Source organism: Hymenobacter wooponensis (genome assembly GCF_004745865.1).
In the GTDB taxonomy this organism is placed as follows: domain Bacteria; phylum Bacteroidota; class Bacteroidia; order Cytophagales; family Hymenobacteraceae; genus Hymenobacter; species Hymenobacter wooponensis.
The window spans coordinates 310,945-326,606 of the sequence record NZ_SRKZ01000001.1 but is presented as its reverse complement, the minus strand read 5'-3'; the positions used below and the strand labels follow the sequence as shown (position 1 = coordinate 326,606).

The following is a 15,662-nucleotide window of genomic DNA, read 5'->3' as shown; positions in this document are numbered from 1 at the left end:
TTCACCACCTTTGCAGCCATGCAACTTTCTGATTCGCACGCGCACGTTTATTCCGAGCAGTTTAAGCCCGACCAAGACGATATGCTCCGCCGCGCCTTCGACGCCGGCGTGCTCACCATCTTCATGCCTAACATTGACCACACCAGCATCGACGCTATGCTGGAAGTGGAAGCCAAGTACCCCACTAACTGCTTTGCCCAGATGGGGCTGCATCCCTGCCATGTAACGCGCAATTTTGAGAAGGAGCTCTATGAAGTTGAAACCTGGCTCGGCCGTCGTCCCTTTGCGGCAGTGGGAGAGTGCGGCATTGATTTATACTGGGATAAAACTTATCTAGCTGAACAACAGGAGGCCCTCCGCATTCAAGTAGACCTAGCTAGAAAGCACAATTTGCCCTTAGTGCTGCACACCCGCGACGCCTTCCGCGAAACCGCCGACATTATTTCTGCCGCTCAAGATGGCTCCCTACGTGGGGTGTTTCATTGCTTCTCCGGTTCGAAGGAGGAAGCAGAGGAAGTCATTAAGCTGGGATTCAAGCTGGGTATTGGCGGCGTAGCCACCTTCAAAAATGGTGGCCTAGATAAGGTGCTGCCCGGCATTGGTCTAGAGCACTTGCTCCTCGAAACCGACTGCCCGTATCTAGCGCCCGTCCCGCACCGCGGCAAGCGCAATGAACCGAGCTATCTGCCACTGGTGGCCCGTCGGGTGGCTGAGCTGCTTGGGAAAGACATAGAAGAAGTCGCTGAGGCTACTACCTATAACACACGTGAGCTGTTCGGAGAACTGCCAACACAACAGGGTCCGCAGTTAGCCTAAGTTGAGTGGGTATTAGTTAGATCACTTTACCCTTGAACGTCATGCTGAGCTTGCCAATGCATCTCTACAGTTTTGTTGGATAGGCCTAGGCCAGATACTTAGCTAGGGGCAACTATGCTTCAGTGAGCTCAGCCTGGCGAATAAAATTGACGAGTACACTTACGAAATAGCAGAAATGCTTGGGCGGACAGTAACCGTCGTGTTTGGGTCGGGCAGCACGATAGGCTAACCAGATGTCATTCTCTTTATACCTTGACCGCTCAATCCGCAATTACCCACCCAACCTGCTCACATTTGTCTGCTCCACTTGCCTCCCCTGAAAAGGCTATTCTGGTTATCTATACCGGCGGTACGGTTGGTATGGCCTACAATAAATCCGGCGAGCTAGTGCCGATGAACTTCGAGCAGATTCGTAAAAAAATGCCGGAGCTACATCAGCTCAACATGCAGGTGGATGTCTTAAACCTGGGGCCGCCCATTGATTCGTCTAATATCACGGTGGCCGACTGGCTAGCCCTGGCAGCTCTCATCCGCGACAATTACGCCCGCTACGATGGCTTTGTGGTGCTGCACGGTACCGATACCATGGCGTACTCGGCGGCAGCCTTGAGCTTTCTGCTCGAAAACCTGGGTAAAACCGTGGTATTTACTGGGGCCCAAGTGCCCGTTGGCCGTATCCGGACCGATGCCCGTCGCAACCTAGTAACGGCCCTGGAAATGGCGGCCGCTCGCCACCCCATGGGCGGTACAGTGCGCGTCCCGGAAGTATGCTTGTTCTTTAATGAACTGCTGATCCGAGGCAACCGGGCCAAGAAAGTGGAAAGCCAGCAATACAACGCGTTCCGTAGCGAAAACTACCCGCCATTAGGCCGGGCCGGGATTGAGTTGGAGTTCAACGACAAACAGATTCGGCAACTGCCTGCTGCGCCTCTGTGCGCCCACACCTACCTCGACGACCGGGTAACCATTCTGCGCTTGTTCCCAGGCCTCACCGAGCGCATGGTGCGCGCCCAGCTAGAGGTAGATGGCCTACGCGGGGCGGTGCTTGAAACCTATGGCTCCGGCAATGCTCCCACCGCCCCTTGGTTTCTCAACTGCTTGCGCGACGCCTCTGACCGCGGTGTGTACCTGCTCAACGTAAGCCAGTGCGAGGAGGGCCGCGTACTGCAGGGCCGCTATGAAACCAGCGCACATCTTAGTGGCCTAGGCATAATCGGAGGCGATGATATTACAGTAGAAGCTGCTATTACTAAGTTGATGTTTGTGCTAGGCCTCAACCAGGAGCCCGAGGTTACGCGGCGCTTGTTAACCCAGGATTTGCGCGGCGAAATCACGTTAATCTAACACGATAGTGGCCTAGCGCTTGCGTATCCGGAAAATCGGGTGTTATTTTGCGCCACTTCCCCGCATCCTAGAGAGGTGTCCGAGTGGTCGAAGGAGCACGCCTGGAAAGTGTGTATGGGTCTCAAGCTCATCGAGGGTTCGAATCCCTTCCTCTCTGCACTAAAGCCCCCATTTCTGATTTAGAAATGGGGGCTTTTTTATCAGTGGCCTAGTAACCCTGATGGCAGATTAAAAGGTGGCTTGTGATATGCACTATGAGTTTTCTCAGTTGGCAGTTGGCTAAAGTGCGGTAAGTGAAATGCCTATGCTTGTTATTTCGAGTAAAGCTAGTGCAGTCATGAAACGGACGACAGCATAAGAACCTGTTATTGCCGTATTTGTAGCCTCTTTTTCGCTGAAGGCATCTTAGAACTAAAGTCAGCTAGCAGAAACAATCAAGTAGCCTTCAATTCACGTCAGGGATTCACAGGGGAAGGAGTAGATACCACTTCACTAAGTATCCGAATTATGGTTGCCATTGCTGGCAGTATTGCAGTTGTGTAAGGCAATAGGGTAGAATCTTAATGCCTGTAGCCAATCTGATTTTACGATTATCACAAGAGAGCTGAGGCTGTGTTTAAGGACATGTGGCCCTCCTAACAGAAGATTATTCGAGCATGGGATAAATGCTATTACATAGATTATCTTATATAATAAATGTTATGATTTTCAGTGTATTATATGCGTGAGGAAGCATGGTATACTCGGTCATATCCCGTATTTTTCGTCCTATACGTAGTGCTTCTTTATGTGTCCGCTGTCTACTGGCTCTTCCATTTGCTTTGAAAACCCTTTGGCAGTAATTGCTGAAGAGAAGCAAGGGCAGTACCTGCGGGTGGTGTGGAAACGGGCTGCTTGGCATTTATCGGCCGCACAGACGGTTATGGAGCAACTGTTAGTATGTCTACGCCGCACGGGGTGGGGCAAGGTGCTAATAAAACAGCCTCCCTTCCCGGCTTTTCCGTTGGGGTATCATACGTGGCTCCTATACAACTGGCTGCCACGGGCGCAGGCGGCGGGGGCGTGGTGTTTTGCAATTTTGCCTCCTCGCGACTTATTTGCTCACCTAGGGTTTGCCGATTTTCTCTCGCAACTACGCCAGCGCGAGGTGCGCTATTGTGTAGCTGACTCCCGGGAGCAGGCTATTATTTGGTTGAATCAGCAACGCGCTGATAGTGAACTAAGCTAAATACACATCCTGCTTTTTACACATTTTTAGCTCCGCAAACCGTCGTGTTTAGGCTGTTTAGACGGGTGGATGAGTTTAAATTACAGTTTATCTTAGTTGGGTGCTAGTCACAATTTGAGGGTAACTGTTCTAGACAGGTGGCATTGGCCCTGAATACCTTTAGGTATTCTTATCGCGCTCTAGCTACTACCCTCGTGCACACCTCCTGTATCTCCACCTCTCAGCAACCTTTGCTGACGCTAGTGGCCTTGCTCTTGCTGGAAAACCATAGTCAAACGGCCACTGGCGCTGTACCTACAGAACTCTCTGCCGAAGCTTGGGCAGGCACTTTGCTACCATTCACAGCGGTACCAGTGGAGCGAGAGCGCCAAGCCGCTTAGCCTTTCAAAGTGAGTTGAAAAACAAGCTGCAAGATGCCCGCGTGCTAGCGCACTTCTGTCCGCGTTGCACTTGCTATTCTAGCCACGTTGCATTGCGCAGTTAAAGGGAATGCTTTGCTTTTTGATGTTTTGCAGTAAACACGAAGATTCATCTCTCGATAGATGTTTCGGCACTAGCAAGACTCCTTCTTAGCTATGTTGGGAGCCATGCGTAGGTGCGAGACCTAGTACCTTACGAATTGGATAGTAGTGATTAAAACTACTTAGACGGGAGTCTCCCTCATTTCCATTGGGGCTGGGCTAGTACTCCGAAAAGGAGTGGGCGCAATGGGCAGGCAGATAATGAACTCAGTGAATTCACCCTCCTTGGTTTCAAGGTCGAGCGTGCCGCGGTGCCCCTTCGTGATTATGTCGTAGCTGAGTGAGAGGCCTAGGCCGGTACCTTCGCCAGTGGGTTTGGTAGTGAAAAAGGGCTCGAAAATGCGCTGTCGAACTTCCGCCGGAATACCGTTGCCATTGTCTCGCACCCTGATCTGGACTTCTTTCTCGGTATGCTCCGTCCTAACGCTGACTTGCGGCTCGTAGCCGGCGCCCAGCTGCCGCCTTTTCTCGCTCACGGCATAGAAGGCGTTGGTCAGCAGGTTCACCAGTACCCGCGTGAGGTCCTGAGGCACTACCCGCAGGCTGGGTAGGGGCGAGGCAAACTGGGTGTTGAGCGTTGCCTTAAAGTCTTTATTGGTAGCCTGCCAGCTGTAGTAGGCCAAGCGCAGGCACTCGTCGGCCAGGGCATTGAGGTCGGTGAGTTGAGGCTGGCCGCTGCTGGCGCGGGAGTGCTCCAGCATACTTTTTACAATGCGGTCGGCGCGGCGGCCGTGCTGATGGATGCTGTGCTGGTTCTGGGCCAGGTCGTGCAGGAGCTCTTCCACAGTGGCCCGTCCCGCGGCCGAAAGTGGCTCCCTGGCCAGTTCTTCCTGCAGCTCCGTGGTAAGCTCTATACCTAGGTCGGAGAAGTTGGTGATGAAGTTGAGTGGGTTCTGGATTTCATGCGCTACGCCTGCCGTCAGTTGGCCTAGGGAGGCCAGTTTCTCGTGCTGCACTAGTTGGGCCTGAGTGGCACGCAGCTCACTTAGGGCCTGGTCCAAGTCGTCGCGGTGGGCGGCAATCTGATGATTCGTCTCGCTGAGGTGGCGGTTGATGCGTTGCTTCAGCCAGATGTTGCGCAGCAGCAGGCCCGCCAGTAGCACCGCGCCAGCCAACCCGGCCAGCAGGGCGTAGAGCTGCTGGCGCTGGCGCTGGGCGGTTTGGGCCTGAAGCTGCCGCGTTTTGTTGAGCAGGGCAATCTGGTTCTGCTTGCGGTCTAGCTCGTAGCCGTAGCGCAGGGTGCTGGTGCGGCGCTGAGTATCTTCCCCTGAAAGGGTGTCGTCGTAGGCCATTTGCAGATTGCGGAAGTGGTAGGCCTGCTCAAAGTTTTGCTGCTGCGCATACGCTTGGGCCAACAGGTCGGTGGCGGTGCGGATGTTGCCGTTGGTGCGGGTTTTCTCGCTTAGCTGCAGGGCATGATGCGCCAGCGCCAGCACACTGTCGGTTTGGTTGGAGAGCAGGTAGGCGCGGGCTAGCGCCAACTTAACTAGCGGCAGAATATACCCGTCTTGATTGCTGCGTAGCAACTGGCGGGCTCGGATGCCATGGGTTAGTGCTTCGGCTTGATCACCCTGCAGACCATACAGTTCGGCCAGGTTCGTCTCAAACCCAGCCTCCCCTTGCTGGTCGCCTGTCTGCTGGCTCAGGCGCAAGGCCCGCTGGTAATACAGCAGGGCCTGGGGCCACCGTTTAAGCTTCTTGTAGGAGTTTCCAATGTCGCCCAGCGTTGACAGCACCAACTGATCATCACCGCTCTGCTGCCCGGTTTTCAGAGCCGCCCGTAACAGAGGCAGGGCTTCGGTGTAGTTGCCCATAGTGTGGTACACGCTGCCCATAATATAGCGCAGACGCTCAGTAGTTTCCTGGTCGCCGGCCCGCTCTGCTAAGGGCAGGCCTTTGAGGGCAGCGGCCAGCGCGGCAGCAGGGTTCTCCTGGATCATATAAATCGTACACAGTTGCAACCAGGCACGGCCCTGGCCATGGGCCTCAGCAAGGCGTACATACAAGCGCTGGGCCTGCTCAGCATCACGGTGAGCTGTTTCAAAGTCGTTTTGGCGGCGGTGTAGGTTGCTGAGCGCCAGCAGGGCCTGCCCTTCGCCTGGGGCATAAGCCAGTTGTCGCGCCAGCAGAAGCGCTTCCTGGTTCACCTGCGTGGCCTGGGGGGCATCTGAATTTTTTAACTCTTGCCCTAACGCCAATAAACGTTGCACCCTAAGTGTATTGGGCTGCGGGGCAGCACGCAGCAGGTGGCGCAAACTATCGGCCGCGGGGGACTGAGCTCCGGCACATAGCGGGAGCAGCAGGCTCAGAAACAGCACACGGAGAATGTGTTTCAGATGTGCAGAACGTACGGGCCTTAGCATGCCACTGGGAAAAGTGGGAGGCGCTACCAGTTCGGATTATGGATTACGCCGAGGGTGGTGTCGGTGCCTTGGGCGGCGGCTTCGTTGGGGAACGTTACGCTAGCCAAGGTTAAATTCACATGAGACGTTTGACCGGTTTCGGAATCGGGAACTGGGTAAATGTCTATCGTCTGGAGCGGAATTTTAGGTTCCGCCCCTAAGCCTATGGCAATCCGGTACGCGTTTTCAACCATGTTCACGTCGGGCAGGTTGAGAAACAAATCATCAGTACGCTGAGTAAGTAGCTGGCTGTCGTCGGTGGCTATGATGTGCAGCTCACCACCATTGGGCAGCTGCAGAACCGCTTCAGGTGGCCCAGCTGGCTTGGGCTCCTGGTTTAACGCCACGCTGTAGTATTCAACCACGCTCGGCCACGCGGCGGTAGGTACGTAGAGGTAAAGTGCGTTATCTCTGATTGTGGTTGGTTCGGAAGAGGTGGCAGTTGGCTGCATAAGTAGTATGTGGCTGCTATTGAAAGATTTAGATCTAATATAATGTAACTTAATATATATATAAGATAATTATTTCTATATTTTTTAGTCGAAAGATGTAATCCGCTACTCCTGTCTACACTGCCATGTAGTTGTTGTAGCAAGCTTGTATTAGAGGTAGTATGATCTGTTTGCGGCTTTTAAATCATAACCCCTCTCTAGTTAACGCGCAATAATGAACTAGTCTTTAACAACGGCCCCTTTACCCAAACACAAGTGCGTTGTGTTTGGGTAAAGGGGCCGTTGCTGTTGGGAAAAGCGCCTAGGTCTTTTTCTACCAGTTTGGATTATGAATTACGCAGAGGAGTTGGCTTGCTTTAAGGCTTTGACGGGAAGTGTACTCAATAAAGCCTATAGTAGTGTCTTCACGACCAGCTGGACCTATTTTAAATGGAGTCTGAAGGGCAGAAGAGTTTGGAAGGATTCTGAGCAGGTGATTATATCTAGCTCGGGCATTTGCGTGCCCATTTGGCCCTTTTACAATGTCGTATTGTGGTTCTCCGCTATCTACTAAATTTTCTTCGGCGGCTCTCATCATGCGAAGCTCAAAGCCAGCGTCTGACGCCAAGAAGACTACTTCCGAACTGGTTCGTTCCCGTGGCTGGCCATAAAGTTGGGTGTTGATCTGCAACATTTCCTCCCATTCGGCAGAAGAAACGGTGCTTTCAATAACATCGGATGCGTTTTCCATACGTGAGTTAGTTTAGAAAATAATCAAACCAATGTATAAAATAAGTATAATAAATAATAAAAATATTCATGTTGGTATATGATTGGCTGACTTCATGGGTATCTCCAGGCTGAAGAACATTCAGCGCTTAACACAGAATTGTTAAGCTGTCGATTGCAAAGAGGATACCATGGTAGACTAAAATTCAAGCGCATTGGCCAGCACATCTGCCTATTGTGCACAGCCATGCAATGCACTCAGGAAGAGTGCATAGGGATTGTGGTGGCAGTGGCTATAATGATGCAGGCTACTTTACTTCAGCTCCTGCCCAAATAAAGTAGCCTGCACGCGATGTAGTTTATCCTTACCAAGCGATTATCCAGCCAGGTCAGATAGCTGCAAAAAGCGAGCATTCTTGTGGTTAAGGTTGGAAGGAGCTTGACTTACAAGCGGCACTTTTGCAGGACTGGGTACTACTATCACTACATGACTATTCCGCGAAGTACCATCTTGGTTAACTTGGCGCAGCCGGTAGTAGGTAGCTTGCGTGGTGCGCTGCGGATCAGTCCATTGGTAGGAGCGTGGGCGAGAGCTTTTACCTGCCGCAGTGACTCTTTTTACATTCGCAAAGCTTTGCCCATCTACTGAGCGCTGAATTTCAAAGTAAGCAATATGTATTTCTTCGGCCGTTGCCCAGCGTAGTGAAACAATGTTAGCTTGGCTTTTCGCCTGAAAGTTAGTCAGCTCTATTGGTAGGCGTGGGCTAGTTCCCCTTTCATTCGCCCCCACACTACCCGAAGTGCCTGGTTGTGGAGTAGGAAAACCAAAGAAATCATATGGGCCTGGGGGGATACCAAATAAGCTTTGCAAGTCTAGCCCGGCGTCCCGAAGTGGAGAGTCATCCTGCAACTGAAGAGCTGTCAAGGCACCGTCACGCTCGTTGAGAGCAACAGGAACAGTTGCTATTTTTTCGGGCGATACTAGCCGGGGATTTACTTCTAGGCCACTGTTAGTGCCATGTAGCCTTTCGGCACCGGTGGCTTTGCGCCAGCTTTCAAGGCTGGTATGCGTTATGCCACCTTGTTTCCAAGAAGGCTTGGCTCCGCTGCTCCAGTAGCAGTTGCCTTGAAAGATAACTTCTCCAGGGCCTAAGTCTAACAAGAAAGGTATGCCCGCTGTGGTTTGGAAAATATTATTCCGCACGGCCGTGGTCTCCATATAGGCGCTAGATATATAAACGGCTTGTGGTATGTAGCCGCTAGCAGTGGGGGAGAGGTACACCGTGTTATTATACACGTTAGCTCGCTGTATGCCACCATTTGCTCCAGAAGACCACAGCGTAATTGCCCCAGCATAGCGCCGGGAGTCGTTTTGACTTATGTTATAGCGTATAACCACATCACGTAAGGTAACGGGCGCGCCTTCAAATTGGGCGAGCATCAGGCCAGGGCCGTCATTGTCATGTGAGTAATTGTATTGCAGCAATGCATTGGTACACCCACCGTCTAAGTCAAAACCGCCGCCATCAAGCGTGGCTGATTGGTTGTGGTAAGATTCTGAGAACTGAATGGTTAGGTTGTTGCAGCTGTATGCCCAAATGCCGGCGGGGCCAGTAAATTTATGAGAGCTGCGCCAGCCATTGTTATAGGTTTTGCAGTGCTCAACTACAGCTTCATCGATGTTAGCTAGTACAATACCGCTACCTGTGTTCCGATCAGTGACATAAGACAGCCCTGAATTATTATATGATTTGCAATTCGCTATGTACCAGTTACGATGAGCGTGTAATGTAGCGCCATAGGAGAAGATACCAGTATCGCCATTGTCATGGACGAGAGTATTGGTGATCCGCACATTATCATATCCGTAAGGAGTACCCCAAAAATCTACATCTGTGTTATAGCTCCCTATTGTTATACCACATGCCTGGTAGCCACTGACTTCTAAGCTATCTAGTATAATATGCTGTAGTTGAGTGGCTGTAGAGGTACTGGCATCTCTGTAAAATATTATACCTGCCTTTCGATTGATGTTGCGAGCATCCCCGACAAATTTCAGCCGCCGGATTTCAATAGCATCAGTATTATACGCCACAAAGCCACAATCATCGCCGCTGTTTATAGTGGCGTAACCTTTGCCGTACGTGCTGAAAACAATAGGCTGATCTGCCTTGCCACTGCTTCTTGAATCTAGGGCACCATAAAAGGTCTGTTCCGCCTCAAATAATACTTTATCGCCAGGCTGAAGAAGAGTAAGATTTACCTTGTCGATAGTTCGCCAAGCAGAGGAAACAGCTGTTCCAGAATTGGCGTCGTTGCCACTTGGGCTGATAAAATAAGTAGTGGCGTTAGCTGTTAAAGACAGGCTTAAAAAGCAACTTAAAATGGAGACAAAGGCCAGAATCTGGTGCCTAATCATGAATTCAGTCTAGAATGTAACAACAAAGCAAATGGTTATATTTTGTATAAAAAAGCTTATAATGTATTGTGCATTGGTACACACCAAACAAACAGTAGAAAACCACTCGGATTACTATACCTGTTTAGTGCTGAGTAGGCATATTATACCAGCATAAAGAAGCAGAAGCTACACTATGGCAGAAGCGTAGCAGTATCAAGAAAAATCTCAGAAGGTGCTTTACCCTTTGCAGTACTATCCTGATAAGTCAGTAAAGAGATGGGTACTTATCTGGCACGTTGATTAACGTATAAATAGGATAGCTGTAAGGCAAATCCTTAGGAGATTCAGCAATGGGGTTCCAAAACCAGTGAGATACCTCCCAAGAATCATTGGCCATCTTACCGGTTCCGGCGCAGCAGTTTGGGCACGTTGCGCAGGAGCAGAAGTGCCACTAGGCCACTCACGGCCACCAGCGGCACCACCGAGCCCCTGATGGGACGGAAGCGCGACTTGCCATTGGCAATTTCAATGTAGCCGATGGGGGTCAGAGCCACGCCTGCTCCGCCGCCGGAGCCTTCGCCCTCATTGTTTTTGGAGCCGCCGCCCCCGCCGAAGCCATAGATGGACCGGGCCACCGGAATTACCGTAATACCGTCGCGCTCGACGGGGGTGCCGTAAATAGTTTGGGCCGTAGCGGAGAGGCCTAGCTGCTGGGCCAGGCGCTCGACTAGGGTAGAGGAGGGCGTAAGCGCGGAAGGAGTTTGCATAGAAAGTACGGAATAACACAAAGAAAGCCAGATGAGCGCTAGGCCAGTCAGGCAACCAGGCACCGGCCGCCCGACTGGCCTAGCGTGCCCAACCGAGGGCTGCCCTGGTAGTGCTGACATAGGCTGATACTGGCCTAGGGCCTATTGTGGCCGGACGGTGGGGCAGCGGGCAGGACGGCAAAGAAACGCTACTTCTTAGGGGTAGTGAGGCTAGTAGGCATTAGCACCGCATCAATGGAGTGAATTACCCCATTTTCGGCAACAATATCATCGTTTACAACCGTAGTGGTTGTGCCTTTTGAGTCTCTGAGCACGATGGTGCTACCCTGGCGCCCAACGGTTAGAGTTTCACCCTGTACCGTTTGCAGCTGCAGGCCATCTTTGAGGTTGGCGGCTAGGTAGCTGCCGGGTACTACGTGGTAAGCAATTAGAGCCGTGAGCTGAGCCTTGTTGGCTGGTTTCAGCAGCTCATCAAGCTTACCGGCAGGCAGCTTCTCAAACGCAGCATTAGTGGGAGCAAATACGGTATACTTGGTCGTTCCGGTGGCCGCCCCCTCAAGTCCGGCAGTTTTTACTGCTTTCATGAGGGTAGTGTGATTAGGAGAAAGCCGCGACATGCCGAGCAGGTTGCCCCGGGCTTCAGCCGTAACCGGGTCGCCGGTTTGCGCCACAGCAGGCGCAACACCCGCTACCAGCATCATACATCCCCAAAACAATACGGAAAGAATGGCTTTTGTCTGCATCATGCCTGTATGGGTAAGTGAACGGAAAATAAAGGGATACGCCAAGCAGCAAACAGGGGTTTATGCTACTATCAATCACCTCACCTCCGCTTTTATAAGAGGCAGAGGTGGGGGAATCAGACAGTTGGGTGGCTAGCAGAATCGGCGGGTTGTAAAGCAGTTGGCTCTGCCCCTGACGGAGTTGTACGCAACAGGATGTAGCCCATGCCCCCGGCTAGCAGGGAGGCCACTAAAATGGCAGTTTTTGCTACGGCCTCTCCTTCGGATCTTTCTCCTAACGCTAGGAGCGTAATAAAGATGGACATAGTAAAGCCAATGCCGGCCAGTACGCCCGCGCCCCACAAGTGACGCCACGTTACGCCTAAGGGTAGGGTAGCCCACCCCAGCTTGATAGTAACCCAGGCCAATAACCCGATGCCCAGGGGTTTGCCAATTACCAGGCCTGCCAGCACTCCTAGGCCTAGAGGGGAGAGCAACTGCCCAAATACAGCTGGCTCAATAACCAGGCTGGTATTAGCAAAGGCAAACAACGGGATGATGCCAAATGCTACGAAGCCATGCAGACGCTGTTCCAGGCGCTGAGCCGGGGAGCTGATGGACTCGGCCAGCGCCTCCAGTTCCTCGCTGATGGTGCGAGGGTCAGTATCATCGAAATGAGCTTCTTCTTGCAGAAAAGCCAGTCGATGCTCAACCAGGTGCAGTAGCTCAGGACGAGTGTGCCCAATCCGGAAGGGAATAGTGACTGCCAGCAAGACGCCCGCCAGGGTAGCATGCACCCCTGATTGTAAGGTGAAATACCAGAGCAATACACCCAAGGGTAAATAAAGCCACAGGCTGCGTACGCCCAATAAGTTAATGATCCATAGTATGGCCCACGTGCCAAAAGCCATAAACAGATAGGTGAAATGAAGATCCTGGGTATAGAAGCCAGCAATAACCAGCACAGCTCCCAAGTCATCAACAATGGCTAGAGCAGTGAGAAATATCTTCAGTGGCAGTGGCACGCGGGGGCCGAGCAACTGCAGCACGGCCAGCGCAAAGGCAATATCAGTAGCCATCGGGATGCCCCAGCCACTGGCAGTGGGTTGCCCTTGGTTGATGAGCGTAAATAGTAATGCCGGTACAGCCATGCCCCCCAGTGCGCCAGCAATTGGGAGGGCCGCTTTTCGCAGGGAGGCTAACTCGCCCTCCAATACTTCCCGCTTGATTTCGAGGCCAACAATCAGGAAAAAGATGGTCATCAAGCCATCATTGATCCAGTGCAGCAGGCTTTTATTCAGGGCAAAATTATTAATGCCAATGCGCAGGTGCTCTTCCCAGATGGCCGGGAAATAACGGGCTACACCCCAGTTGAAATTTGCTAGCACCAAGGCTAGCACACTGCTTAGCAGCAGAACGATGCCACCCGCAGCTTCTCGCCGAAAAAACTCCGTGAAAGGCCGCACTAACGGCCGCATTAAATTACTAATAGCAACTGCCATTTTTCCTGGTTAGGAGACAACAATACCAAGCCGCAGCATGCCATGCTGAGTAGTAAGCACATCTTAAAGAGCTAGGCCACCTGGCTAATGCGCTGGAAAGCTTATACTGGCATTTACGAGCTGAGTGCTTGAAACGCCGCGCTCAAGTAAGAGATTATTCTTGCAAGGGCGCCTACAGCTGCAGCAAAAATGCGTGATTCAGTAGCCCTTGGCACTAACCAAGCGCAACCAAATCACGCGTTTTAATAAGAAGCTACTCTAGGCCACTCGCGAAACGCAGAGCACAAAACTATGCTTCATTCTGCCGCCGGCTTACTAGAGATATAGCCTGCGTTACTCTACCACCAAGCGTGTGCGTACTTCATGTTGACTGCTGCTAATGGAAACCATGTAAGTGCCAGATGCAAGTTGAGCAGGCAAACGCACCGCACTGGGTGAGGTGCCATCTGCCACCAACTGCTGCTGAAAGGCTACCTGCCCCGTCAGGCTGGTAATGGTTATTCGAATTGGCTGCCCGGCCAAGGGAGCTACATTTAGAAATAGCTGCTCTCCGTGCTCAACTGGGTTAGGAAATACACTCAACTCATGCCGACCAGCCCCTGCTGGAGCTACTACCGCTATTGAACTGAAATGGGAAGAGCCATCTAAATCAAGCTGGCGCAGGCGATAATAGGTGGTCTGCGTGGGGGCGCGGGTATCATCCCAGGTGTAGGTGCGCTTAGTAGTGCTGTGACCTGCCGCAGCTACCTGGCCTACGCGCGTGAATACGGTTCCATCTATGGAGCGCTGAATTTCAAAGGAAGCACTGTTAAGCTCCGTGGCGGTAGCCCACTGCAGTGAAACTTTGTTGAGCGTAAGTTTTGCCTGAAAGCTAATCAGCTCCACGGGAAGAGGGCTGCCGCCACTACCTCCCCCTTGGGCCCCAATATTAGCCGGCGAGCCAGCCGAGGGGAGCAAGTAGCCATACATATCGTGCGGGCCTGGGGTGATGCCAAACAGAGCATACAGGTCTAGGCCGGCACCAATCAATGGTGAGCCAGCTAACAGCTGGTAGGGCTTCCAGGCGCTCATGGGCTGCCCAGGCACCCGTGGGTTAGTACCCCCTGCACCCGGACTGGTTAACTTAGGATCAACGAACATCCCGGTGTTAGCATCTTTAAGCCGCTCCGCTCCAGTGCTTGCGCGCCATTCTTCTAAACTGGAATAGGTAGAAGACCACTGCCGCCACGACACCGGTGACCCACTGCTCCAATAGCAGTTGCCCTGAAATACCACTCGGCCACCTTGATCTAGCAGCATGGGCACTCCACCTGTAGTCTGGAAAATGTTGTTGCGGAGGGCAGTTGCCTCAATGCTTGGACTAGCCACATGCACAGCTTGCGGAACATAGCCGCTGCTACTAGGAGTGATGTATACAGTATTGTTGTAGATGTCTACCTTTTGAATGCCACCGCTTGCTCCTGAGGACCATAATAAGATACCGGCTCCATACCGACGGGCATCATTCTCACTGATGTTGTAACGTACTGTGATGTTCTCAATAGCCACAGGAGCCCCATTATACTGCGCGAGCATCAGGCCGGGGCCTTCATTATCGTGGGAGTAATTGTACTGCAGGGTAGAGTTGGTACAACCACCATCTAAATCGAAGCCACCACCATCAATGGTACCCGAACGGTTGTTGTGTGATTCACACTTCTGAATGATTACTTCGTTGCAAGCATACGCCCAGATACCGGCTGGCCCCGTATACGCATGGTTACTAAGCCAGCCATTGTTATAAGCCTCGCACTGTTCAATCATGGCCTCATCCACATTAGCCAAGATGATACCGCTGCCAGTGTTGCGGTCAGTGACGGATGCTTGCCCTGAGTTGTTATACGATTGGCAATTGCCAACATACCAGTTATGGTGAGCATGCAGGGTAGCACCGTAAGAAAACAGGCCTGTATCACCGTTGTCGTGGGTAGCTGTGTTACTGATTCGCACATCATTATACCCAAAAGGAGCCCCCCAATAATCAACAGAGGGGGCATAACTGCCAATGGTAATGCCGTAAGACTTGTAGCCACTTACATCTAAGCTATCAATGATAATGTGCTGCAGCTGTGTAGCTGAGTTATCGGTATTGTCGCGATAAAATATCACCCCTCCCGTCTGATTCGCATCACGACCAGCCCCGACGAACGTTAGGCGACGCAGTTCAAGAGCGTCGGTATTATACGCTACAAAGCCACGCTCAACACCACTGCTGATGATGGCCGCCTCTTTACCATAGGAAGTGTAGATAATAGGTTGTGCGGCAGTCCCGCTATTTCTAGCGTCAAGGGTTCCTACAAAAGTTTTCCCTCCCTCAAACTTAATCTTATCGCCTGGCTTAAGGCCTTCCTGGTTTACCCGGTCAATACTCTGCCAAGCAGTGGCCAGAGTAGTACCTGCACCTGAGTCGTTGCCTTTCGCGCTTACATAGTAAGTGGTAGCCATAGCCGAGCGGCCAATAGCTAAGTAGCAGCTAACAAGTAGCAACAGACATAGGAGAGGTTTTTTCATAGTACTGTTTTTAGAATAAATTGAATAACGATCAAAGCTAGGTTATAGTTTTTATATAAATCATATAATTATATAATCTTATCAACTCAATACGACAGAAAACCCCAGCGTGCTTTTGTCCTACTGAAGCTGAACCATTTGTAACACTGCTATTTGCCGCTTATTACTGCGCTAGAAGCAGCAAAGGGGCCATACTTTGTGTATGGAGGTCGATGAACTGTGCTTTAAAATATTCTCATGCTATAGCCG

The 15,662-nt window shown here is 51.8% G+C and carries 11 protein-coding genes and 1 tRNA gene; 4 read left to right on the top strand and 8 right to left on the bottom strand.

Going from position 1 to position 15,662, the window contains the following annotated elements; genetic code table 11:
* Positions 1 to 18 precede the first annotated feature (18 nt).
* The 4 genes from EU557_RS01245 to EU557_RS01230 all read left to right on the top strand — a co-directional run bounded on the left by EU557_RS01245 (position 19) and on the right by EU557_RS01230 (position 3,388).
* A complete protein-coding gene (locus tag EU557_RS01245) occupies positions 19 to 816 on the top strand; it encodes a TatD family hydrolase (RefSeq protein ID WP_135528604.1) in 798 nt (265 codons plus the stop codon).
* Between the two features lie 294 nt (positions 817 to 1,110).
* Positions 1,111 to 2,160, top strand: coding sequence for an asparaginase (locus EU557_RS01240; RefSeq protein ID WP_245326137.1), 1,050 nt, complete (start codon positions 1,111 to 1,113; stop codon positions 2,158 to 2,160).
* Positions 2,161 to 2,229: 69 nt separating this feature from the next.
* A tRNA-Ser gene (locus tag EU557_RS01235) sits at positions 2,230 to 2,317 on the top strand.
* Positions 2,318 to 2,992: 675 nt separating this feature from the next.
* The gene (locus tag EU557_RS01230) at positions 2,993 to 3,388 is read left to right on the top strand and encodes a hypothetical protein (protein WP_135528603.1); all 396 of its coding nucleotides are present in this window, start codon (positions 2,993 to 2,995) and stop codon (positions 3,386 to 3,388) included.
* Between the two features lie 643 nt (positions 3,389 to 4,031).
* Here the strand turns inward: EU557_RS01230 and EU557_RS01225 are convergent.
* The 8 genes from EU557_RS01225 to EU557_RS01190 form a co-directional block, all read right to left on the bottom strand.
* Positions 4,032 to 6,227, bottom strand: a complete 2,196-nt coding sequence (locus tag EU557_RS01225) for a tetratricopeptide repeat protein (RefSeq protein ID WP_167855044.1) — start codon at positions 6,225 to 6,227, stop codon at positions 4,032 to 4,034.
* Positions 6,228 to 6,295: 68 nt separating this feature from the next.
* Entirely contained in the window at positions 6,296 to 6,763 is a 468-nt protein-coding gene (locus tag EU557_RS01220) for a hypothetical protein (RefSeq protein ID WP_135528601.1), read from the bottom strand.
* 313 nt (positions 6,764 to 7,076) lie between these two features.
* Complete coding sequence (locus EU557_RS01215; RefSeq protein WP_135528600.1) at positions 7,077 to 7,493, bottom strand: hypothetical protein; 417 nt, start codon at positions 7,491 to 7,493, stop codon at positions 7,077 to 7,079.
* A 354-nt stretch (positions 7,494 to 7,847) separates the two neighbouring features.
* Entirely contained in the window at positions 7,848 to 9,890 is a 2,043-nt protein-coding gene (locus EU557_RS01210; RefSeq protein ID WP_135528599.1) for a right-handed parallel beta-helix repeat-containing protein, read from the bottom strand.
* A gap of 380 nt (positions 9,891 to 10,270) precedes the next feature.
* Entirely contained in the window at positions 10,271 to 10,639 is a 369-nt protein-coding gene (locus EU557_RS01205; protein WP_135528598.1) for a spore germination protein GerW family protein, read from the bottom strand.
* A gap of 188 nt (positions 10,640 to 10,827) precedes the next feature.
* Positions 10,828 to 11,385 (bottom strand): fasciclin domain-containing protein, encoded by a 558-nt coding sequence (locus EU557_RS01200; RefSeq protein WP_135528597.1) that lies wholly within the window; start codon positions 11,383 to 11,385, stop codon positions 10,828 to 10,830.
* Positions 11,386 to 11,498: 113 nt separating this feature from the next.
* Complete coding sequence (gene nhaA, locus EU557_RS01195; RefSeq protein ID WP_210115959.1) at positions 11,499 to 12,863, bottom strand: Na+/H+ antiporter NhaA; 1,365 nt, start codon at positions 12,861 to 12,863, stop codon at positions 11,499 to 11,501.
* A 333-nt stretch (positions 12,864 to 13,196) separates the two neighbouring features.
* Positions 13,197 to 15,413: a right-handed parallel beta-helix repeat-containing protein gene (locus EU557_RS01190; protein ID WP_135528596.1), complete on the bottom strand. Its 2,217-nt coding sequence runs from the start codon at positions 15,411 to 15,413 to the stop codon at positions 13,197 to 13,199.
* Positions 15,414 to 15,662 lie beyond the last annotated feature (249 nt).